This is a genomic window from Prevotella sp. OH937_COT-195 (assembly GCF_003932845.1).
Classification (GTDB): Bacteria; Bacteroidota; Bacteroidia; order Bacteroidales; family Bacteroidaceae; genus Prevotella.
Genome location: NZ_RQZH01000001.1, coordinates 23200 through 44873 on the forward strand (window position 1 = coordinate 23200; position 21674 = coordinate 44873).

Below are 21674 nucleotides of genomic sequence, written 5' to 3' on the forward strand. Positions count from 1 at the left end.
TTTACAATTTCGATGGAATTGCCGTGCCGAAAATGGTAAATGAAATTCTCAAATATTAAATGAAATGTATGCGGAAAGTTTTTTTTGAAAAATAAAAGGAAATATTTGGAGATTACGAAAAAAGGCACTACCTTTGCACTCGCAATTCGGAAATCGTGTTTTTGATTGCAAAAAAAGGACGCGCTTGTAGCTCAGTTGGTAGAGCACCTGACTCTTAATCAGGGTGTCCAGGGTTCGAACCCCTGCAGGCGTACAACGGACGGAAATTCTGAAAATAAGGAATTTCCGTCTGTTTTTATCTTGATTATAAACATTTTGAATGCCAAATTTATACTTTTTTACAATCATCACAATGATTACAAGCAAAGTTCAAACCTTGCAAGCGGATTTAAATCATTGATTAAACCCCAATCGGTCATTAGAACCCTCAACCGATTTTGTTCGTTTGTTGAGCAGATGTGCAGCCTTTTCATCGAAGGCGTAGCGGGCTACGTCGAGATGAAAAGGATGCTCAGATGTCAGCAAGCGGGCTAAAGCAGTTGGGAAGCGTAACGGCAATGGCAAATCTAAGCAAATGCGGTCTAATGACCGATTTGGGTTAAATCTATTGGTTGAGTTATAATAAATCATTTTTAATTTGGCATATAGGTTTATTGTTGATAAAATTGAAATATTGTAACATGACAAAGGCGGAAACCTTTGCAGCCATTCTTGTGAAGAGTCCTTGTGGCTGTTTGGCATGATTTCGTATCATCATAAGGTGATCGTTGAGTTGGAGAAAGTCGTCCATATTCTATTTCTCTGTCGCTTTTGGATATTCAATTCAACCAACAAGTAATATATAGAACACCAAAATTCGGGATAATCCGAACAACTTTCGCTTTTTGGGATTATCCCGAACCGGAGTATTTTTGTATTTCGTACCTCGTTTTTGGTAGTACGATACTTTGAATTTGTTTTCTTTTATCGTTTTGCCGCTTCTCTGTTCACAAAGTTATTTGTTAATGTTGAACTCGGAGTTGTGTAAAACATTGGGATACAAAGAAATGCCATTTCGGCGAAACATCATATTTCCCAGCCTATGGCAGATGCCCCGAGAACGGCTGCCGACGACCCGTCGAGACCGCTGATGAGGAATTTTGCCTTTCCACGGAAAATTTTCATCACGTTCTCTTCGTATGAACGCCTTATCGGCTCCATGATCAGTTCGCCCGCTTTTGTCATTCCTCCGAAGAATATGAATGCCTCCGGACTTGAGAATGCGGCAAAGTCGGCACATGCCTTTCCGAGCATTTCGCCCGTGAACTCATATATCTTTTTTGCTATGTCATCGCCATTGTTGGCTGCAACAGATACTTCGAGCGATGTTATTTTCTCCGGTTCAATTTCCCGCAACAGCGAAGGTTCTTCGGTTCTTGCGAGAATTTCGCGTGCCGAGCGCGCCACTCCCGTTGCCGAGCAGTAAGCTTCGAGACATCCTTGTCGGCCGCAGCCGCACATGCGTCCGTTTTCGCGTACCATCGTGACATGTCCGAGTTCGCCGGCAAAGCCGTCGCAGCCATACACGACTTGTCCGTTTATTACAATGCCGGAACCAACTCCCGTGCCGAGTGTTATTACGATGAAGTTCTTCATTCCTCGTGCCACGCCGTATATCATCTCGCCCACGGCAGCGGCGTTGGCATCGTTAGTCAGTCCGACGGGTATTCCGCCGAGCCTTTCGGAGAACATTTCCCCGAGCGGTACAATACCCTCGTGTGCCCATGCAATGTTTGGTGCATATTCTATTGTGCCTTTATAGAAATTTGCGTTTGGTGCCCCGATACCCATCGCTTTGATGAGTTCGAGTCCTCCCACTTGGTCAATGATTACTTGCAGCGCCTCTACGCATGCATCCACATATTTCTCCACACTGTCGTGCCCCTGCGTTTTTATGGCTGTGGTTGCCTTTATGTCGCCTCTTGCGTCGACAATGCCGAAAACGGAGTTCGTTCCTCCCAAGTCCAAACCGATTACATACGGTTTAATTTCTGTTTGTAAATTCATAATAAAGAATTATATCTGTTTTTACCTTAAATTCGTTTCTTGTGGGCAAAGATAATAAAGAAAAGAGAAATAAATACATATAGTGATTGTTTAAATCAAACGAGTTAACATATTTTTTGCTATTTGCTTGCTAAATATATTGCATTTACAAAAAATATCATTCGGCAGTCTTTTATTTTGAATTAAAATGTGTACCTTTGCAGCCATTATGCAATTTCCTTTTCAAATAGACATATTGAGTTTGATGTTCAAGGGGATATTGATAGGCATCTTGGCATCTGCTCCGATGGGGCCGGTCGGTGTCCTTTGCATTCAGCGCACTTTGAATAAAGGGCGTTGGTACGGACTTGTCACCGGTGTTGGCGCGTCTGTCAGCGATATTATTTATGCTCTCATTACCGGTCTGGGTATGAGTTTCGTTATGGAGTTCATCGAGCAAGGGCGCAATCTTTTCTATTTACAGATAAGTGGCAGTATAATGTTGCTCTTTTTCGGCATATATTGTTTCAAGAGCAACCCCACAAAAAAGATGCACCAGAGTGGAAAGAACAAGGGATCGCTTGTGCATAACGGAGTGACGGCATTCTTCGTGACATTCTCCAACCCGCTGATAATCTTTCTGTTCATGGGTTGTTATGCCCAGTTTGCATTCGTTGTGCCGAATCATCCGATAGAAATGTGTGTCGGCTATTTGAGCATCGTACTCGGTGCATTGCTGTGGTGGTTCGGGCTGACATGGCTTGTAGATAAGATTCGAGGCAATTTTACCACCGGCGGCATTGTCATAATCAACCGTGTCATCGGCTCTGCCGTAATCGTTTTATCCATATTGATAATGTTCGGAACAATTTTCAATATCTATCACCTGCACTGAACATCGGCACCGGCAGTACGATATTCGTCGGTACTGATTGACGTGAGGGCATTCTTTTAATATAAATTCTTTTTGTAAAAATGTTTATTTCCCGACAATTAAGAAAGGATAACATAGCAGAATACCTGTTGTATATGTGGCAGGTGGAGGACATCATACGGGCATACGACTGCTCGTTGACGGCATTGCGAAGAGACTATATATCGCAGTTCGATTACAACGAGGAGAAGAAAGAGGAACTTACCGATTGGTATGGAGACCTTATAAGAATGGTAAATCAGGAAGGGTGCCGGGAGAGAGGACACTTGCAGATAAACAAAGTGGTAATGATGCAACTCATCGAACTGCACGGACAGTTGCTCGAAAGTTCAAAATTCCCGTTTTACACATCGGAATACTATAAGGTGTTGCCGTTCATAGTAGAACTTAGAAACCGGCGGACACAGTCTGACGACGGGCACTCTGATACAAAAGAAAACGATGAAAACGAAATCGAGACGTGTTTCAACGCACTTTATGGAACGATGATGTTGCGGTTGCAGAAGAAAGAGATAAGTCAGAATACCCTGCATGCGATAAAAGAGATAACAACGTTCATAGGAATGCTTTCCGACTATTACAAAAAAGACAGGGAAGAAGGATTGGAGTTTGACACTTGATAATTGACGATTGAATATGAATATACTTGTTACAGGTTGCAACGGACAGTTGGGTTGCGAGATGCAACGCCTTGAGGCGGAACACCCGGAGCATAATTGGATAAACACCGATGTGGCAGAACTTGACATTACCAACCGCACTGCAATAGAGCAGATGGTGCGGGAGAAAAAAATAGACGGTATAGTAAACTGCGCGGCATATACCGCTGTTGACAAGGCGGAAAGCAATGCCGAAACATGCAAACTGCTCAACACTACGGCACCGTCTTATCTTGCTGCGGCGGTGGAAAGTCGCGGCGGCTGGATTATACAGATAAGCACGGATTATGTTTTCGACGGAACAAAGCACACACCATACACCGAGACCGACACACCTTCGCCCGACAGTGTATACGGCTCTACGAAATTGGAAGGAGAACTCGCGGTGGCGAAAGCATGCTCGAAGGCAATGATAATACGCACGGCATGGCTTTATTCTTCCTATGGAAACAATTTCGTAAAGACAATGATAAGACTCGGGAAAGAGAAAGAGCGGCTCGGGGTAATATTCGACCAAATCGGAACTCCGACCTATGCGCGCGACCTTGCAAATGTCATAATGACGGCAATAACGAAAGGCATAGTACCCGGAACATACCATTTTTCGAACGAAGGAGTAATATCATGGTATGATTTCACAAAGGCAATACACCGCATTGCGGGCATAAATTCGTGCCAAGTGATGCCAATACATACCACGGAATACCCCACGCCGGCGAGACGACCCGCATATTCGGTACTCGACAAGACAAAGATAAAACAGACGTACGGCATGGAAGTGCCGTATTGGGAGGAGTCGCTCGTCGACTGCATTCGCGAATTGTCGGCGGATTGATACGGATTTCCGACGGACTTATAAAACATAAACAGATGACAGAGATAGAAAGAAGAAGAACGTTCGCGATAATATCGCACCCTGATGCGGGAAAGACAACGCTCACCGAAAAATTCCTATTGTTCGGCGGACAGATACAAGTGGCGGGTGCAGTTAAAAACAACAAGATAAAGAAAACTGCCACCAGCGACTGGATGGACATAGAAAAACAGCGCGGAATATCGGTGTCCACCTCTGTAATGGAGTTCGACTATGTTCCACCTACGGGAAAGAGCGAGGAACCATACAAGGTGAACATCCTTGACACTCCCGGACACCAAGACTTTGCCGAGGACACTTACCGCACGCTGACCGCCGTTGACTCGGCTATAATAGTGGTTGACGGCGCAAAGGGAGTGGAGACACAGACGCGCAAATTGATGAACGTGTGCCGAATGCGAAACACTCCGGTAATCATCTTCATAAACAAGATGGACCGTGAGGGACGCGACCCTTTCGACCTGCTCGACGAACTGGAACAAGAACTTGAGATAAAAGTACGCCCGCTGTCGTGGCCCATCAACCAAGGCGCGAAATTCAAAGGGGTGTATAACATATATGAGAAGAAACTCGACCTTTTTACCCCCGACAAGCAGCGTGTTACCGAGAAGGTGGAGGTTTACATAAACGATGCTGCCATGCTTGCCGATTTCGTGGGAGAACAAGATGCCGCAAGGCTGTGCGACGACCTTGAACTTGTTGACGGTGTGTACCCCGAGTTCGAGGTGGAAACATATCGCTCGGCCGATGTGGCACCGGTGTTCTTCGGCTCGGCACTGAATAATTTTGGCGTTCAAGAACTGCTCAACTGTTTCGTGGAGATAGCACCAAGTCCCAAGGAAACCATGGCAGAAGAACGAATGGTGAAGCCGGAGGAAAAGAAATTCACGGGATTCATATTCAAGATAACGGCAAACATCGACCCCAATCACCGCTCGTGCATAGCATTTTGCAAGGTGTGTAGCGGCAAGTTCGTGCGTAACCGGCCATATCTGCATGTGCGACATGGCAAGACGGTACGTTTCTCGTCGCCCACACAGTTCATGGCACAGCGCAAGAGTACAATAGACGAAGCATGGCCGGGAGACATTGTGGGACTGCCGGACAACGGTATCTTCAAGATTGGAGACACGCTGACAGAGGGTGAACAGTTGCATTTCCGCGGACTGCCGTCTTTCTCGCCGGAGATGTTCAAGTATATCGAGAACGACGACCCGATGAAATCCAAACAACTGGCAAAGGGTATAGACCAACTCATGGACGAGGGAGTGGCGCAACTTTTCGTAAACCAATTCAACGGAAGAAAGATTATCGGTACCGTGGGGCAGTTGCAGTTCGAGGTAATACAATATCGCCTTGATAATGAGTACAACGCCAAATGCCGCTGGGAACCGGTTCATCTTTACAAAGCATGTTGGATAGAGAGCGACGATGTGGCAGAACTTGACAATTTCAAGAAACGCAAATTCCAGTACATGGCACTCGACAAAGAGGGACGGGACGTATTCCTTGCCGACAGCAGTTACGTTCTGCAGATGGCGCAAGAGGATTTCAAGAAAATAAAATTCCATTTCACGAGTGAGTTCTGATGTCGCTTCAATGCCTTTTCGGCATTTATTATGAAGTGACATTAAGATGCAAAATATGTTTTGTGACGGTATGATACGAGGCATTGTTCTTGTGGCTCTCGGTGGTGCTGCCGGTTCGGTGGGACGCTATCTTGTTTCGAGATGGCTCTCCGGAGACATGCCGTGGGATACTTTCATGGTAAATGTCATCGGGTCGTTGCTCATCGGACTGCTCACGGGCATTGTCGGTCGCGGAATCTTATCTGCCGACATGAAACTGTTGCTCGTTACCGGTTTCTGCGGAGGTTTTACCACTTTCAGCACCTTTGCATACGAGTCGTTCCGCATGATGCGTTCCGGCGAGGCACTGCTTTTCGCCGCGTATGTCGGCATGAGTGTTGCCGCGGGATTGATGGCAGTATATGCCGGACTTAAAATTAGTGAATGATTTTAAATATAAAGAAATAATATAATGATAAGCGAAAAAAGAAGTTCCATGCTTCACGGCGTGCTTTTGATGACGCTGTTTGCATGTGCTGCATTCTACATCGGCGAGATGGATTTTGTAAAGGCCGTCTCTTTCTCTCCGATGATTGTCGGTATTATCCTCGGAATGATTTACGCCAACAGTCTGCGCAACAATCTACCGGATACTTGGGTGCCGGGAATAAAGTTTTGTTCCAAGCGGATATTGCGTACCGGAATCATTCTTTACGGTTTCAAATTGACGTTCCAAGATGTTACGGCAGTTGGATTTTCTGCCATCGTAATTGATGCAGTGGTCGTCACGGCAACCATACTCATAGGCATGCTCGTTGGCAAACTGCTCAAGATGGACCGTTCCATCGCCCTGCTCACATCTACCGGCAGTGCCATCTGCGGTGCCGCGGCGGTTCTCGGTTGCGAGGGAGCGATACACGCCAAACCGTATAAAACGGCCGTAGCCGTATCTACGGTGGTTATATTCGGCACGCTGTCGATGTTCCTTTATCCGATACTTTATCGTGCTGGCATATTCAATCTTCCTCTCGACGAGATGGGTATATTTACCGGCAGCACCGTACACGAGGTGGCACATGTGGTGGGCGCGGGCAATGCAATGGGGCAGGAGATAGCGAGCACTGCCATAATCGTCAAGATGATTCGTGTTATGATGCTCGTTCCGGTACTGCTCGTCATAACTTTTTTCACTGCCCGTTATGTAAAGCGAAACATCGCAGGCGGCAACAAGGACAAAGTAAACATATCGATACCATGGTTCGCCATACTGTTCTTGGCAGTGATAGGATTCAACTCACTGAACCTTCTGCCTGCCTCGTTGGTAGATTTCATTAACATCATCGACACCTTTCTGCTCACAATGGCCATGACGGCACTGGGCGCAGAGACGGGTATCGACAAGTTCAAACAAGCCGGTTTCAAACCGTTTTTGTTGGCGGCAATACTGTATGTCTGGCTTGTCGGAGGCGGATATGCCATGGCAAAGTGGTTTGTTCCCGTTATGAACTATTGAGGATAAATTGTAAAAAAACTTGTTTTTCTTTTCGTTTGTTAGGTAAATTTTGTAAGTTTGCATGTTTAAAGTGATTTTTAATACGTTTTAAATTCAATATAATACTATCAAAACTAACAACATGCTTATGAAAAAAAGTTTACTTACGCTTGTCGCTGTATTTCTTTCTGCGGCAGCATTTGCACAGAACCCGTTTGTCGGGAAGATGTCGCCAATGTCAGATGCTTTGAAAAATTATTCGCGTTCCGGTATGAAGGACGCACGGAATGCAGGAGAAAACACAGACACGGGACAGGCTCCGCGCAAAGTCGCAACTCCGGTAACGCCGCCGGAAGGCATGCAGACCGAGGACTATGTATTCATGGCCACCGATGTTGACGGCAAGACAGAGAGCAGCGTGCTGGCCATAGGTTTCAGCGGGAACGATATATATGTGCAAGGTTTGTGCGTACATATTCCAAACGCATGGATAAAAGGAACTGTCAGCGGCAGCAAGATTACGTTCGCTTCCGGTCAGTTTTTGGGTGTGTCGGGTGGATACATCAACATGTATTTTGCCGGTTATGACCCGTTTGCAAAGACTCTGAAAGACGTTGTGTTCGACTATGATGCAGAAGAAAAAAGCATGTCAACCAAGCAACTTGTTCTAATCAATGACAACGACAATAAATTTTCTCCGTTTTCAATATACACCAGAACTGAGTTTCTCAAGGTTATAGAGCGTGGGGGCACCCCTTTGACGCCGCATGTTAACGAAATATTTATTAGCAAGTCGGGAGCCGCCCCGAGGCTGCTTTTCACCATTCCTCTGGTTGACATGAACGGAAACGCAATGGCGGCATCCAAGGTAAGTTACAAAATTTACTCCGACAATCGCCATGCCATGGCTCCCGTCACTCTGCAAAAGAGCGAATATACAGCCCTGTCGGAAAACATGACGGAGATACCATATCTGTTCTCGGACAATAAAAACATATACACATGCGACATCGATTTGTTGATGGAATACACCGCATGGAACCGAATCGGCGTGAAAGCGATATACAGCGGAGGAGGCGAGATTCACGAGAGCGCGATAGGTTGGTTCAGTTTGTTGGAGGCAGACACGTTGCCCGCAGGGCTTACTCCGCGAGAGTGTGTACTTAACGTGGAAGACGCAAACTATGATAACGACGAAGAGAAGCGCATCGTAAAGGTGGCGGTCGATGGCGAAAACATATACATCAGCGGACTGGCAAGCCGTTTCCCGTATTCTTGGCTCAAGGGAACGATGAAGGACGACGTCGCAACATTCACGGCCGACAAGTACATCGGAGAGTTTATCGTGCCGGGATCGAATGAAGTACAACACTACTATTTCAACCCGGAAGGCAACGTGGAGTTCAAATACAACTCCGAAAACCTTATATACACAGCCGATGCATACCGCATAGACTTTGCCGACGAGACCAGCGATACAGGTTTGTCTAACTATGACAATTATGAAGACGCGGAGATAACGTTCATGGAAGACGTGGCGACAACCCCCGAACTTCCGGACGTTAACACGTTCGAAATGAATGCGATGGGCGAATATTTCGTTACGTTTTATGTCTATGCAAAAGACGATATAGACGAATACATCATGCCGAGCAAACTAAGTTACGAACTGTTTGTTGACAAAGGCGACGACAAAACTACTCCTTATGTGTTCACATCTGCGTATTACTGTCTTGACAGTGACATGACAACAATGCCATACGATTTCAACTCCAATAACAGAACCATATTCAACGAGGGCGACTACCACACCGTATTCATAAATACCAACAACGTTGCGTCATGGAAACGCTTCGGAGTGAAGAGCATATACAATGGAGGAGGCAAGAAAAACGAAACACCCATACGCTGGACTACAATACATCCGGAAGTGACGGGCATAAACGAAACAGGCACTGCCGTTGTCGATGTCGTTTACCATGACATGCAGGGACGCAGGACAAATGCCGCCGCCAAGGGACTTCTCATCAAAAAGACGCGTATGGAAGACGGAACGGTAAAGACCGTCAAAATTATTAATAAATAACAACTTGTCGGGAAGTATCCTGCGGAGAAAGTTCTTTTCCGTGGCATCACACCATCGTTTATAAAGCAAATTCGGCGGAATTGAGTGATAATTTCGCCGAATTTGCTTTTCAATTTCGGCGGTTTTCCCATGCAATACCGGCGGTTTTGCTCATCGCGGTGCTACGACAGCCCTCCGTTCCAACAGTCTGCGGCTTTCCATTATTCACTCCTGTATCCCGCAGGGGTGGTTCCCGTCATTCGTTTGAAAAACTTGCAGAAAAAAGAAGGAGTTGGAAAACGGAGTTCTTCCGATAGTTGCGATACAGATATGTCGGAATGTTTGAGAGCCACTTTTGCATCGGTTATTATGGCTCTATCTATCCACTCTTTCGCCTTTACCCCGCTTACTTTATGTACGAGAGTGCCGAGGTAGCGTTTCGTAACGCATAAACGGTCGGCATAGAAATCGAGTGTGTGATGCCTTGAGCCGTGTTCGTTTACGAGAACGATAAACTTTTTGAACATATCCTGCACCCTTGTCTGTGTTTCCCGGTGACAGTTGCCGTAGCGTTCGTACAAGGAGCAGATATAGTTTATTGCGGCTGCCAGCAACGATGCCACCGATTTGCTGTTGCAGTCGGCATCTTCGAGAATCATTCTCATTGTTACAATCATTCGTTCCACAATTTCCATCTCGTTTTCTTTTACCTTGACATAAAAATTGCGCACACTGCCATTGAGGGCATTTGGCAGATGTCCGTTCATTACAACATTCAGGAAATCTCCTTTCAACACAATTCCCGATACCTCTACCGACGGCGATATGTCCTCAAACTGAACTATTCCGCCGTTGCCCATGAATCCTATTGTGCCACCGGACACTTCAACTTCGAGCAGGTTTGCCACGATCCTGACATTTCCTTGATGAAAAAACAGGAATCTGAAATCATCAACTCTGTATGGTACATTCATCGAAAACATTCCCTTTATTACCTGATTGCTGTTCACTCTGTGAAGCACTGCGAAATTCGGAAATACAAAAGGCTGTATTCCGTCAATCCTTATCCCGCTTTCAAGCAATTCCTGCAAACTCGAAATTGGAATTCTCTGTGGCTGTTGTTTTGACATGACATTTATGACTTTTTCGATGCAAAGATAGCAAACAATGCTTATTCTGCATTATTTTTTACGATATTTCGTACTTAAAGAACATAAAGTGCTAAAATTGGATATTGACAACCCGTATAAATCGGCATAACTTTACACCCAATAAAAAATGTATGAAAAAGAATGATGAAAAATGCTTTAATATTGTTTCTCACGGCTTGCTGTCTCCCCGTATGTGCACAACTGACCATTGACGAAGCATTGGAGCGTGCGCGTGCAAATTATCCTTACATAAAGCAGTATGCGCTGTTGGAGCAGAGTCGCGATTTCACATTGTCGAATGTGGCCAAAGGTTGGTTGCCGCAAGTGTCGGTGTCGGGGCGTGCCACATATCAGAGCGACGTTACGCGACTGCCAATCGATGCCAAAATGTTTGGGGCAGAATATGAAGGACTGTCTCGCTACCAATACGATACGCATATAATGGTAAGTCAGACAATATATGACGGTGGCACGATTGCAACCGGAAAGGGTGTTGGCACGGCATATAACGATGTTTTGCGCGAGCAAATAAATGTCACGATGTACGGCATACGGGAACGCGTGACCCAACTGTTTTTCGGCATTTTGCTCATTGATGTGCAACTTGACCGGAATGAATTGCTGCAAGACGACCTCCGGCTGGGGCTGAAAACGGTTGAGTCAATGTTTGCCGCAGGTATTGCCAACCGAACCGATGTTGATGCGGTGATGGTGGAACAGATACGTGCAAGACAACAGAAAGCAACGCTGCATACGATGCGCCAAACGTACTCGAGAATGCTCTCGACGTTCACCGGCATTCCGATTGATGACTTGGCAAGATTGCAAAAGCCGGACGATACACTCGTGACATTGGGCAACAACCGTCCCGAACTGTTGCTATATGATGCAAAACAGCGATTACTCGATGCCCGCCGGCGGTCGCTCGATGCTTCGTTACGCCCCCGAGTGGGTGTTTTTCTGCAAGGCGGATTCGGCAATCCCGGTCTCAACATGCTCAAAAAGGGTTGGGACGCATATTACAAGGTGGGAGCAACGGTGTCGTGGAACATTGGTGCAATATATACATGGAAGAACAATTGCAGGCTCATAGAAATGGAACGATGGCAGGCAGAGACCGAACGTGCCACCTTTCTTTTCAACCATAGAATGCAAGAACAGCATGCAAACGGACTGATAGAGAACCTGCGTAAACAGATTGTAATGGACGATGAGATAATCCGCCTGCGCGAGAACATACGGAGCAATAGCGAGAAGCGGGTACGGGGCGGCATAGAGACGGTAAACGAGATGTTGCGCGACATAAATGCAGTTAGTGAGGCAAGATTGCAGCGTGACATTCATGAGGTGAAGATGTTGCAAGCAGTCTATGAACTGAAAACGATAAACAACAACTGATATGAGAAAGTTTTTTTTATTATTGACAACCGTAATGGCGGCGGCATGTTCGTCGGGAAATAAAGAATATGATGCAACGGGAACGTTCGAGGCAACGGAAATAATGGTTAGTGCCGAGCAATCGGGACGGTTGATGACATTCGACATTACAGAGGGTGATTTTTTGGAACGAGACCGTCAGGCAGGGGTGATAGACACGGTGCAACTAACACTGAAAGCAAGACAGTTGGGAGCCAACCGAGAGAGCATTGCCAACCAACGTCCCGACATGCGGAAACAGGTCGCAGCCACACGCCGGCAGATTGCAGAGGCGGAGCGGGAAGTGGCGCGGTTCGGACATCTGGTAAAGGACGATGCCGCCAACCGCAAACAACTTGAAGACGCACAGAGCCGGTTGGATGTGTTGCGAAAGCAGTTGGAAGCACAAAAATCGTCACTCGGAAACATCGCGCGGAGCATCGACTCGCAGGTGGGAGCTGCTGAAATACAGCGGTTGCAAGTGCTTGATCAGTTGAGGAAATGTTACATCACGACTCCGATTGCCGGCACTGTACTCGAAAAATATGCCGAGCAAGGAGAATTTGTCACCGTGGGTAAACCGCTCTTCAAAATTGCCGACACGCAAAATATGTATTTGCGTGCATACATAACATCGGTGAAATTGTCGCGAGTGAAGATCGGACAGAATGTAAAGGTTTTCTCCGACTATGGTGGTGGCACAAAGCATGAATATGATGGTGTCGTTACGTGGATTAGCAGCCGATCCGAGTTTACACCCAAGAACATTCTCACAGATGACGAACGTGCCGATCAGGTATATGCCGTTAAGATAAGAGTTAAGAATGACGGGTATGTAAAGATAGGAATGTATGGCGAGGTAAGGTTCTGAACCACTGCCATCTTAATTGTGACGCAAATGGTTGAAATTTACAGAGTATCCAAGTATTACGGCAGTCTGCGAGCATTGCACGACGTGTCGTTGGATATAAGGAGCGGTGAAGTGTTCGGATTGACAGGTCCCGACGGTTCGGGCAAAACCACGCTGTTCCGTATCATTGCCACACTGCTCCTTCCCGACGGAACCGACAAAGGGGCAGTCGTTGAAGGCTCATGCCTTGTTGACGGTTTTTCAACAAAGACGCATACGGCAGAAATACGTCGTCGTGTGGGTTATATGCCGGGCGGTTTTTCGTTATATCAGGATTTGTCTGTTGAGGAAAATCTTGATTTCTTCGCCACCCTTTTCGGTACCACCGTTGAGGCAGGTTATGACAGTATAAAGGATATTTACGGACATATAGAACAGTTCCGAAAGCGACCGGCAGGACAGTTGTCCGGTGGTATGAAACAGAAACTTGCCCTCTGTTGTGCCCTTGTGCATAACCCGAACGTGCTGTTGCTTGACGAACCTACCACGGGTGTCGATCCGGTGAGCCGCGTTGAATTTTGGACAATGATATGCAGATTGAGAGAGCGCGGCATGACTGTTATTGTTTCCACACCATATCTTGATGAGATAAAGCATTGCGACCGTGTGGCATTCCTTTCCGATGGCGAATTGCGCGGCATCGGAACGCCCGGTGAGATACTCACTCGGTTCAAAGAAATTTTCACTCCCGTCACGCCCCGTTATACTTTACCGCGGAGGCAGTCGCCGCAGGAAGATGTAATTATCGTTGAAGATTTGGTGAAGGATTTTGGTAAATTCCGTGCCGTCAACCGCATTTCTTTCCGTGTGAGACGAGGCGAGATATTCGGTTTCCTCGGAGCCAACGGTGCAGGCAAAACCACCGCTATGCGCATATTGTGCGGATTGAGCCGGCCGACATCGGGACATGCCACGGTGGCAGGATTCGACTGTGCCACGGAGCATGAGCTGATAAAGCGCAACATTGGATATATGAGTCAGAAATTCTCGCTGTACGATGACATGACGGTGATTGATAACATACGTCTCTTTGGCGGAATATATGGTATGAAACCGGCACGTATAAAAGAAAAGGGAGAAGCCCTGCTGAATCGACTTGACTTGTCGGGACAAGGAGATTCGCTTGTAGGGTCGCTTCCTCTTGGCCGGAAACAACGACTCGCTTTCTCTGTAAGTATAATACACGAGCCGGAGGTGGTGTTCCTCGACGAACCTACGGGAGGGGTAGATCCGGCAGCGAGGCGGCAGTTCTGGGAACTCATCTATGAGGCGGCAAGTGATGGAATAACGGTGTTTGTGACCACGCACTACATGGACGAGGCAGGATATTGCGACCGCATATCCATAATGGCGGGAGGCGAGATAAAGGCTCTCGGTGCACCGGAGGAACTGTTGAGGAAGTTTGGGCAGCCCGACATGAATCACCTTTTCGTTCGTCTTTCGGGTAACTAAAAGAAACAAATGATGTTATGCGACAGTTTATTTCATTCGTAATAAAGGAAACGAGACACATACTTCGTGACAGGCTGACGCTGACGATATTGTTCGGCATGCCGGTGGTAATGCTTCTACTTTTCGGCTTTGCCATATCCACAGATGTCAGAGACGTGCGCGTGGTTGTTGTGGCTCCATCGGCATGCGGCGGTACACAACAGTTGACAGACAAGATTGATGCCTCGCCGTATTTCAATGTGCTATATATAGTGGAGAATGCGGCAGCGGCAGAACGTCTTATGCGTGACCAACGGGCGGATATGGCTTTGGTGTTTTCGCGCCGGTACTCCGCCAATCCTCAGGAGTGTGTCATTCAGTTGCTTGTTGACGGCACAGATCCGAATACTGCCTTGATGCGCACGGCATACATGCGTCAGGTTATTGTCAATCCGTCGTCGCAACCAGTTGTCTCGCGAATGCTGTATAACCCTCAGATGAAGTCGGCATACAATTTTGTTCCCGGCATAATGGGAGTTCTCCTTATGCTAATCTGCGCGATGATGACCTCTGTCAGCATAGTCAGGGAAAAAGAGCGTGGCACGATGGAGGCGCTCCTTGTTTCTCCCGTGCGACCTGTGCTTATAATCATGGGCAAGGCAGTTCCTTATTTTCTTTTGTCGCTTGTGATACTCGCAACCATACTTCTGCTAAGTCATAATGTTCTCGATGTTCCGCTTTCAGGAAATCTTATGGCGATATTCCTCGTTTCGATGCTCTATATCCTGCTTGCACTCTCGTCAGGAATTCTCATAAGTGTTGCTGCAAAGAGTCAGTTGGTTGCGATGCTTGTCTCGGGCATGTTGCTGCTAATGCCGAGTATTCTGTTCTCGGGTATGATATATCCAACAGAGAGCATGCCGGATATATTGCAGTGGATTTCTTGTGCAATGCCGGCGCGATGGTTCATTTCCGCAATTAAGAAACTAATGATAATGGGTGTGCCGTGGCAGATGGCAATAAAGGAAATATCGATAATGGCAGCTATGACGTTGCTAATACTTGGCACGGCACTCGTCAAGTTCAAGACGAGATTGGAATGATTGATAATGAAAACATGAACCAATGAGATTGAAATATTTGATACGCAAGGAGTTGATACAGATGCGCCACAATGTTTTTCTGCCCCGTATGATAGTGCTTTTCCCTATCGTACTGATATGTGTCGCGCCGTGGATAACGAGCATGGAGATTAAGGACGTAAAAGTTGCCATAGTGGACAACGATCGCAGTCAGACTTCGCTGCGTATAGTCCACCGCATAGAACATTCGGAGTATTTCAAGTTCTGCGGTATGGTGTCGTCGTACGATAATGCCCGTTTGCTGATGGAGAAAGACGAGACAGATGTCATTGTTGTAATACCGCGACATTATGAGCGCGACATGATAAATGGAATGATGCCGCAGGTGTATATCACCGCTAACAGTGTAAACGGCACAAAGGGAATGATGGGTACTGTATATCTGGCTCGGATTACCGGGCGAGAACAGGAAAGTCTAACCCAATTATCAATTATAGACAATATTCTATATAATAAACATCAAGATTACAAACTTTTCATGATACCGGCTCTTACGGCAGTCCTCATAGTAATGATGTGCGGCTTCATGCCTGCACTGAACATCGTGGGCGAAAAGGAGGCCGGAACCATAGAGCAAATTAACGTTACACCGGTGAGGAAGTGGGAGTTTATTCTTGCCAAACTAATCCCATATTGGATTGTCGGACTGTTTGTTGTCAGTGCGTGTTTGTTACTTTCATGGATTATATACGGTTTCACTCCCGCCGGTAACGTTTTGTTCATTTACCTTTTGGTTATGCTTCTCGCACTCGTGTTCAGCGGAATAGGTCTGACAGTCTCCAATTACAGCAATCAAATGCAACAGGCAATGTTTGTAATGTGGTTCATCATGGTGTGCTGCATTCTTCTCAGCGGGCTTTTCACTCCGGTTCAGAGCATGCCGCATTGGGCACAACTATTAACCACGGTCAACCCCATGCGTTATTTCATTGATGCCATGCGCACTGTATTCGTGCGTGGTGGAACGTTTGGCAGCATATTACCCCGGTTATCCGTCCTCGCCGTCATTGCCGTACTGATAAACGTATGGGCTGTGACGAGTTATAGGAAAAATCAATGAAATTTGTTTGAAGATACTGATTGCGTGCTTGTTAATCGGATTTTTTCACTACCTTTGTATCTGACATAGAACAAAGAAGGAAATGGACGTTAAACAGTATGATGAGAAACAGAGGGAGGTTATTGCCGCACAAGAGGGATACCACCTCGTACTCGCTCCGCCCGGATGCGGCAAGACAGAGGTTCTGGCGGAGCGTATCATGCAGGCACACAGGCAGGGAGTGGATTATGGCGACATGCTGTGTCTGACGTTTACAAACCGTGCATCGAGAGGTATGCGTGAGAGAATAGAGCAGATGGCAGGCGGAAGAGTGAATGATTTGTTCGTGGGCAACATACACAAGTTCTGCTCGCAATTCCTTTTTGACAACGAAGTACTGCCGATGGAGACATCAATACTCGACGAGGACGATGGAATCAGTATCATTGCCGATTTCTTGCAACAAGACGAACTGGCTGTTCAGGGAGATGCCAAGATGCGCCACCAATATTCTAAAATAGTGAACATGCAGCATTTCATGCACCAGTATGCCGGCGGATATCCGCGCGAACTTACCGTGCACGGGGAGGACATGAATAGCAAGACATTGAGGCAGATTTGTTCGATAACAAGGAAAGAATTTACTCGCGAGAGTATATCGGAACTCTATCGTAACATAGACGACTACTATATGTTGGCAGAATTGAACCGTAACGGAGAAATACAGAACTTTATATGCATGATGGCTGCCGCACGGCACTATGAGAAATACAAACAACGACATAATCTCGTTGACTTTGCCGACCTGCTGCTGCTTGCTTACGACACACTGAAAGAAGGGAATATTGGAAAACGGTACGGATGGATACAGATTGATGAGGTGCAAGACTTGAGTATGTTGCAACTTGAGATAATAAATCTTGTAACCGATCACCGTTCGCCAACGGTAATGTATCTTGGGGATAGTCAGCAGTCAATCTACTCTTTCATGGGGGCTAAGAGCGAGACTCTCAACATGCTCGCAAGTCAATGTTCCATTCATAACCTATATACCAACTATCGCTCGCCGAAATATCTTCTTGACGTGTTCAACGCTTATGGACATGAGGTTTTGGGCATTGACGAGCGATTGTTGCCGCAAACCGCACACAAGACGGAGGCCGGACGGGACGACTTGCTTATTATATGCTCTGACAACAACATTGACGAGCAACAGGATGCGGCGGAACTTGCGAAACGTTTAAAAGACAAGTATGCCGATGAGACGGTGGCAGTTGTGGTAAGTTACAACAGCGAAGCCGACGACATAAGTGCCAGACTTACAAATATAGGAGTAAACCATTTCAAGGTGTCGGGTCGCGACTTGTTCTCCGAACCTTTGGTTAAACTGTTGCTTGCACACTTTGGCGTGATTACGGGTGACCACGATTTCCTTGCATGGTCGCGCATACTTGCAGGCATAAAGGCGGCTGGGTCGAACTCGTCGGCACGCGATATTGTGCGCAACTTAGCCACGAACGGCATGACCCCTGCCGACCTTATGCGCGATGACGGCATAACGTCATTGCAGGAGTTTCTGCAATCGTACTCGCACGATGACATTGTGGTATTCGACACAGAGACCACGGGGCTCTCCATTGAGGAAGACGATGTGGTGCAGGTTGCCGCAATTAAACTGCATAGAGGAGAATATGTCGAAGGCTCGGATTTTAATATCTTCATACGCACAGACCGCGAAATTCCGCAAATGTTGGGAGATGTGCCCAATCCGTTGGTGGAGGAATACAAACATAGGGAATTGCTCGGCCCCGCCGAAGGACTGCGACGTTTTATTGATTATGCCGATGGTTGCGTACTACTCGGACATAACTCTGCCTACGATTACCATATAATGGATAACAACTTGCGTCGCCGCTGCGGCATCGTCGACTTCAGGGAGCGTTTCCCACGATGTCTCGACACGTTGCACATTTCGCGTATAGTCAGTCCGAGGTTGCGCAGCCACAAACTGAAAGACCTCATAACGGAGTTCGGTATAGAGGGCGAGAACACACATCTTGCCGATGATGACATAATGGCAACATGGCATTTGGCAGAGCATTGTTTTGACGAAGGCAGACAGAAGGCTGAACGACAAGTTGAAATTCCAATCAAGTACGACAAAGCGGTAAAGCGACTTCGCGAGGTATATAAACCGCTTTACGACCATACTCGTTCGCTGTTATACCAAGAATGGAATGGCGGCGAGCCGGCACTGCTTGCCGAATGGTGTCATGCATATAATTATTTACTCCATGTTTGCAAGATGTCTCCACTTGAGAAGATGTCATACGTTGAGCGTTATATCGCCGGTGAAGTGATAGGCGACGATCATCGGCCGTTGCATGTGCAGTTGGAACAATATGCCAATATCCTCAACACATTGAAAGAAGCCGACTTGTGCGGCAGTTGTGCGGTAAACGAGAAAGTTTTTGTCTCTACCGTGCATAAGGCGAAGGGACTGGAGTTTGACAACGTAATAGTGTTCGGGGTAAGCGACGATAACTATCCCGGTTTCTATTCACGCGACGACTTGCAGCGCCAACAGGAAGAGATGCGCCGCTTTTATGTCGCAATGTCACGTGCCAAACGCAGACTTATACTCACTTGGAGCAAGCAGCGCGTAACGCAATGGGGAAGGGTCTTCCGGCAGAAACTCTCTCCGTTTGTGGCATGTATATCACATTTCTTCCGCGAAGTGTGACGAGTAAGTATTCGTTTGGTCATGTGTCATGTCATGGTTCGACAATTTTGTGGCACACTGTTTGCATATATTTATAACATAACATGAATTATGGAATCGATAAAGAAAATATTCAGAATAGGCGCAGGACCTTCGAGCAGTCACACCATGGGACCGCAGAAAGCCGCCATAATATTTGCAGATAGGAATCCTCAAGCAAAGTCGTTCGAGGTTACACTCTATGGAAGTCTTGCCGCTACGGGCAAGGGACACATGACCGACATAGCAATAACCGATGTTCTCGGGAAAGTTGCACCGGTTGAAATATTGTGGAAATCGGACGTGCGGCTTCCTTTCCATACCAACGGAATGCTGTTCGAGGCAAAGGCCGAAGATGGTAGCGTTATAGACAGTTGGACGGTATATAGCGTTGGTGGTGGTGCGTTGTCTGAAGGTAAGGGACACGATGACATGTTTTTTACCAATCCTGTTTATGAACTTTCCACAATGCATGATATTATGAAATGGTGCGAAAAGAACGGTCGCCATTTCTGGGAATACGTTGAGGAATGCGAGGGGGTAGAGATTTGGGATTACCTGTCGGAAGTGTGGGATACGATGCAGAAAGCGGTAGAGCGCGGACTTGAAAACGAGGGAGTGCTTCCCGGTCCGCTCAACTTGTCGCGCAAGGCTGCCACATATTATATAAAGGCTCGCGCGTACAAGCCTTCGTTACAATCGCGCGGAATGGTATATGCCTACGCGCTGGCAGTAAGCGAGGAGAATGCAGGCATGGGGAAAATTGTCACAGCCCCCACATGTGGTTCGTGCGGAGTGGTTCCTGCGGTGTTGTATGCAATGTCGCGCCACCACGAATTTTCTGATACGAGAATTATGCGTGCCCTTGCCACGGCCGGTCTGTTCGGGAATGTGGTAAAGTCGAATGCGTCTATTTCAGGTGCCGAGGTGGGTTGTCAGGGCGAAGTCGGTGTGGCTTGTGCCATGGCCTCTGCCTCAGCGTGCCAGTTGTTCGGAGGAACTCCTTCGCAGGTGGAGTATGCCGCCGAGATGGGACTCGAGCATCATCTCGGAATGACATGCGACCCTGTTTGCGGATTAGTGCAGATTCCTTGCATCGAGCGCAATGCTTTTGCAGCTTGTCGGGCACTCGACGCACAATTGTATGCCTCGTTCAGTGACGGTCGCCATCGCGTATCGTTCGACCGTGTGGTGGAAGTCATGAAGAAGACCGGACACGACATACCTTCGCTCTACAAAGAGACAAGCGAAGGCGGATTGGCACGTGGATTTGAATGGGAATAGAGTAATCTTGTAAAAGACAAACTAAGAACGGCATGTTCATTGTGGGCATGCTGAGGTATAACAAATTATCAAACAAACGAAAAAGTATTATGGCAATTTCAGTAGCAAAGTATTTAGGCAAGGCTCGAGTAGAGTCAACACATGTGGTATCGGGACAGAAGACTGTAACCGATGCAGGTAAGGCATCAGGCGGTTATGGCGAGTATCCGACTCCGGTTGACATACTCGGACAATCGCTTGCAAACTGCGCACTTACCGTTATGGCATTGCGAGCATTAAAAGAAGGCATTGACATAACGGGCAGTTATGCAGAGGTGGGAGAATTCGAAGAGAGCATGGAGACATTCAGCGTGACGAAACTCAATGTGGTATTCCACATCAAGGGCGACTTTGATGAAAAGACACGCAAGAAACTCGAGACTTTCGCCCACAAGGGTTGTTTCGTAGGCAACACTCTCACGGCAGAGAAGAATTTCACGTTCGTTTACGAATAAGGTATTATAAAAATGGAGGTATCAAGAAAAACAACATCCTGGAACCTCCGTTTTTTTATTTGTAGTAATATTTATTTGCGATTTCATACATGGCAAGCGATAAGGATTTTGTACAGTATGTTGCCGACCAGTGCGGCGGTGCCGGCGATATAGTAACGCATAAGATGTTCGGTGATTATGCCATTTATTGTAATGGCAAGATATTCGGCTTGATATGCGATGACCGTTTCTACCTGAAACCTACCGATGTCGGTCGTGAAATGCTCGGCACGGTTGAACTGCATCCGCCTTACAACGGAGCGAAAGACTATTTCTATATTGAAGACATTGACGACCGTGAATTTGTGTCATCGTTAGTACGTGAGACATGCATAGCATTACCGGAACCGAAGATGAAGAAAAAGAAAGGAAAATAAAAAGTAAAAGAGA

19 protein-coding genes and 1 tRNA gene are annotated in these 21674 nt (G+C 46.8%); 17 read left to right on the forward strand and 3 right to left on the reverse strand.

Annotated elements, in window-relative coordinates; translation table 11 throughout:
* Positions 1-180: 180 nt before the first annotated feature.
* Positions 181-253 (forward strand) — tRNA-Lys (locus EII32_RS00100).
* A 140-nt stretch (positions 254-393) separates the two neighbouring features.
* Here the strand turns inward: EII32_RS00100 and EII32_RS11990 are convergent.
* Together EII32_RS11990 and EII32_RS00105 are read right to left on the reverse strand one after the other, a co-directional pair.
* Positions 394-564 (reverse strand): hypothetical protein, encoded by a 171-nt coding sequence (locus tag EII32_RS11990; protein ID WP_158611086.1) that lies wholly within the window; start codon positions 562-564, stop codon positions 394-396.
* A 501-nt stretch (positions 565-1065) separates the two neighbouring features.
* Positions 1066-2046, reverse strand: coding sequence for an ROK family protein (locus EII32_RS00105; protein WP_125233431.1), 981 nt, complete (start codon positions 2044-2046; stop codon positions 1066-1068).
* 208 nt (positions 2047-2254) lie between these two features.
* Between EII32_RS00105 and EII32_RS00110 the strand changes: the two genes are divergently transcribed.
* From EII32_RS00110 to EII32_RS00140, 7 genes are all read left to right on the forward strand, one after another.
* Positions 2255-2920, forward strand: coding sequence for a LysE family translocator (locus EII32_RS00110; protein WP_125233601.1), 666 nt, complete (start codon positions 2255-2257; stop codon positions 2918-2920).
* An 80-nt stretch (positions 2921-3000) separates the two neighbouring features.
* The gene (locus tag EII32_RS00115) at positions 3001-3579 is read left to right on the forward strand and encodes a DUF4924 family protein (protein WP_125233432.1); all 579 of its coding nucleotides are present in this window, start codon (positions 3001-3003) and stop codon (positions 3577-3579) included.
* Between the two features lie 16 nt (positions 3580-3595).
* Positions 3596-4453 carry a dTDP-4-dehydrorhamnose reductase gene (rfbD, locus tag EII32_RS00120; RefSeq protein ID WP_125233433.1) on the forward strand — a complete coding sequence of 286 codons (858 nt, stop codon included), beginning with the start codon at positions 3596-3598 and terminating at the stop codon, positions 4451-4453.
* Positions 4454-4488: 35 nt separating this feature from the next.
* Positions 4489-6081: a peptide chain release factor 3 gene (locus EII32_RS00125; protein ID WP_125233434.1), complete on the forward strand. Its 1593-nt coding sequence runs from the start codon at positions 4489-4491 to the stop codon at positions 6079-6081.
* A gap of 70 nt (positions 6082-6151) precedes the next feature.
* The gene (gene crcB / locus EII32_RS00130; RefSeq protein ID WP_125233435.1) at positions 6152-6508 is read left to right on the forward strand and encodes a fluoride efflux transporter CrcB; all 357 of its coding nucleotides are present in this window, start codon (positions 6152-6154) and stop codon (positions 6506-6508) included.
* A gap of 24 nt (positions 6509-6532) precedes the next feature.
* A complete protein-coding gene (locus EII32_RS00135) occupies positions 6533-7573 on the forward strand; it encodes a YeiH family protein (protein WP_410524550.1) in 1041 nt (346 codons plus the stop codon).
* A gap of 127 nt (positions 7574-7700) precedes the next feature.
* Positions 7701-9638 (forward strand): hypothetical protein, encoded by a 1938-nt coding sequence (locus EII32_RS00140; RefSeq protein ID WP_125233437.1) that lies wholly within the window; start codon positions 7701-7703, stop codon positions 9636-9638.
* A 200-nt stretch (positions 9639-9838) separates the two neighbouring features.
* On the opposite strand, the gene EII32_RS00145 is transcribed toward EII32_RS00140, so the two are convergent.
* Positions 9839-10747 carry a helix-turn-helix domain-containing protein gene (locus EII32_RS00145; RefSeq protein ID WP_125233438.1) on the reverse strand — a complete coding sequence of 303 codons (909 nt, stop codon included), beginning with the start codon at positions 10745-10747 and terminating at the stop codon, positions 9839-9841.
* Between the two features lie 162 nt (positions 10748-10909).
* On the opposite strand from EII32_RS00145, the gene EII32_RS00150 reads away from it, so the two are divergent.
* The 9 genes from EII32_RS00150 (at position 10910) to EII32_RS00190 (ending at position 21661) form a co-directional block, all read left to right on the forward strand.
* Complete coding sequence (locus tag EII32_RS00150; protein WP_125233439.1) at positions 10910-12166, forward strand: TolC family protein; 1257 nt, start codon at positions 10910-10912, stop codon at positions 12164-12166.
* Position 12167: 1 nt separating this feature from the next.
* Positions 12168-13055, forward strand: coding sequence for an HlyD family secretion protein (locus tag EII32_RS00155; RefSeq protein WP_125233440.1), 888 nt, complete (start codon positions 12168-12170; stop codon positions 13053-13055).
* 27 nt (positions 13056-13082) lie between these two features.
* Positions 13083-14546, forward strand: a complete 1464-nt coding sequence (locus EII32_RS00160) for an ATP-binding cassette domain-containing protein (protein WP_125233441.1) — start codon at positions 13083-13085, stop codon at positions 14544-14546.
* A 17-nt stretch (positions 14547-14563) separates the two neighbouring features.
* Positions 14564-15628, forward strand: a complete 1065-nt coding sequence (locus tag EII32_RS00165) for an ABC transporter permease (protein ID WP_125233442.1) — start codon at positions 14564-14566, stop codon at positions 15626-15628.
* A 22-nt stretch (positions 15629-15650) separates the two neighbouring features.
* A complete protein-coding gene (locus EII32_RS00170) occupies positions 15651-16727 on the forward strand; it encodes an ABC transporter permease (protein ID WP_125233443.1) in 1077 nt (358 codons plus the stop codon).
* A gap of 82 nt (positions 16728-16809) precedes the next feature.
* On the forward strand, positions 16810-19449 hold the full coding sequence (locus EII32_RS00175) for a 3'-5' exonuclease (RefSeq protein WP_125233444.1): 2640 nt from the start codon (positions 16810-16812) through the stop codon (positions 19447-19449).
* A gap of 90 nt (positions 19450-19539) precedes the next feature.
* On the forward strand, positions 19540-20751 hold the full coding sequence (locus EII32_RS00180) for an L-serine ammonia-lyase (protein ID WP_125233445.1): 1212 nt from the start codon (positions 19540-19542) through the stop codon (positions 20749-20751).
* An 89-nt stretch (positions 20752-20840) separates the two neighbouring features.
* Positions 20841-21245, forward strand: a complete 405-nt coding sequence (locus tag EII32_RS00185) for an OsmC family protein (protein ID WP_125233446.1) — start codon at positions 20841-20843, stop codon at positions 21243-21245.
* A gap of 89 nt (positions 21246-21334) precedes the next feature.
* The gene (locus EII32_RS00190) at positions 21335-21661 is read left to right on the forward strand and encodes a TfoX/Sxy family protein (RefSeq protein ID WP_125233447.1); all 327 of its coding nucleotides are present in this window, start codon (positions 21335-21337) and stop codon (positions 21659-21661) included.
* Positions 21662-21674: the final 13 nt, after the last annotated feature.

Coding starts and splice junctions, on each gene's coding strand:
- EII32_RS00105 (WP_125233431.1), bottom strand. CDS start 2,046: ATGAATTTACAAACAGAAATTAAACCGTATGTAATCGGTTTGGACTTG.
- EII32_RS00110 (WP_125233601.1), top strand. CDS start 2,255: ATGCAATTTCCTTTTCAAATAGACATATTGAGTTTGATGTTCAAGGGG.
- EII32_RS00115 (WP_125233432.1), top strand. CDS start 3,001: ATGTTTATTTCCCGACAATTAAGAAAGGATAACATAGCAGAATACCTG.
- rfbD (WP_125233433.1), top strand. CDS start 3,596: ATGAATATACTTGTTACAGGTTGCAACGGACAGTTGGGTTGCGAGATG.
- EII32_RS00125 (WP_125233434.1), top strand. CDS start 4,489: ATGACAGAGATAGAAAGAAGAAGAACGTTCGCGATAATATCGCACCCT.
- crcB (WP_125233435.1), top strand. CDS start 6,152: ATGATACGAGGCATTGTTCTTGTGGCTCTCGGTGGTGCTGCCGGTTCG.
- EII32_RS00135 (WP_410524550.1), top strand. CDS start 6,533: ATGATAAGCGAAAAAAGAAGTTCCATGCTTCACGGCGTGCTTTTGATG.
- EII32_RS00140 (WP_125233437.1), top strand. CDS start 7,701: ATGAAAAAAAGTTTACTTACGCTTGTCGCTGTATTTCTTTCTGCGGCA.
- EII32_RS00145 (WP_125233438.1), bottom strand. CDS start 10,747: ATGTCAAAACAACAGCCACAGAGAATTCCAATTTCGAGTTTGCAGGAA.
- EII32_RS00150 (WP_125233439.1), top strand. CDS start 10,910: ATGATGAAAAATGCTTTAATATTGTTTCTCACGGCTTGCTGTCTCCCC.
- EII32_RS00155 (WP_125233440.1), top strand. CDS start 12,168: ATGAGAAAGTTTTTTTTATTATTGACAACCGTAATGGCGGCGGCATGT.
- EII32_RS00160 (WP_125233441.1), top strand. CDS start 13,083: ATGGTTGAAATTTACAGAGTATCCAAGTATTACGGCAGTCTGCGAGCA.
- EII32_RS00165 (WP_125233442.1), top strand. CDS start 14,564: ATGCGACAGTTTATTTCATTCGTAATAAAGGAAACGAGACACATACTT.
- EII32_RS00170 (WP_125233443.1), top strand. CDS start 15,651: ATGAGATTGAAATATTTGATACGCAAGGAGTTGATACAGATGCGCCAC.
- EII32_RS00175 (WP_125233444.1), top strand. CDS start 16,810: ATGGACGTTAAACAGTATGATGAGAAACAGAGGGAGGTTATTGCCGCA.
- EII32_RS00180 (WP_125233445.1), top strand. CDS start 19,540: ATGGAATCGATAAAGAAAATATTCAGAATAGGCGCAGGACCTTCGAGC.
- EII32_RS00185 (WP_125233446.1), top strand. CDS start 20,841: ATGGCAATTTCAGTAGCAAAGTATTTAGGCAAGGCTCGAGTAGAGTCA.
- EII32_RS00190 (WP_125233447.1), top strand. CDS start 21,335: ATGGCAAGCGATAAGGATTTTGTACAGTATGTTGCCGACCAGTGCGGC.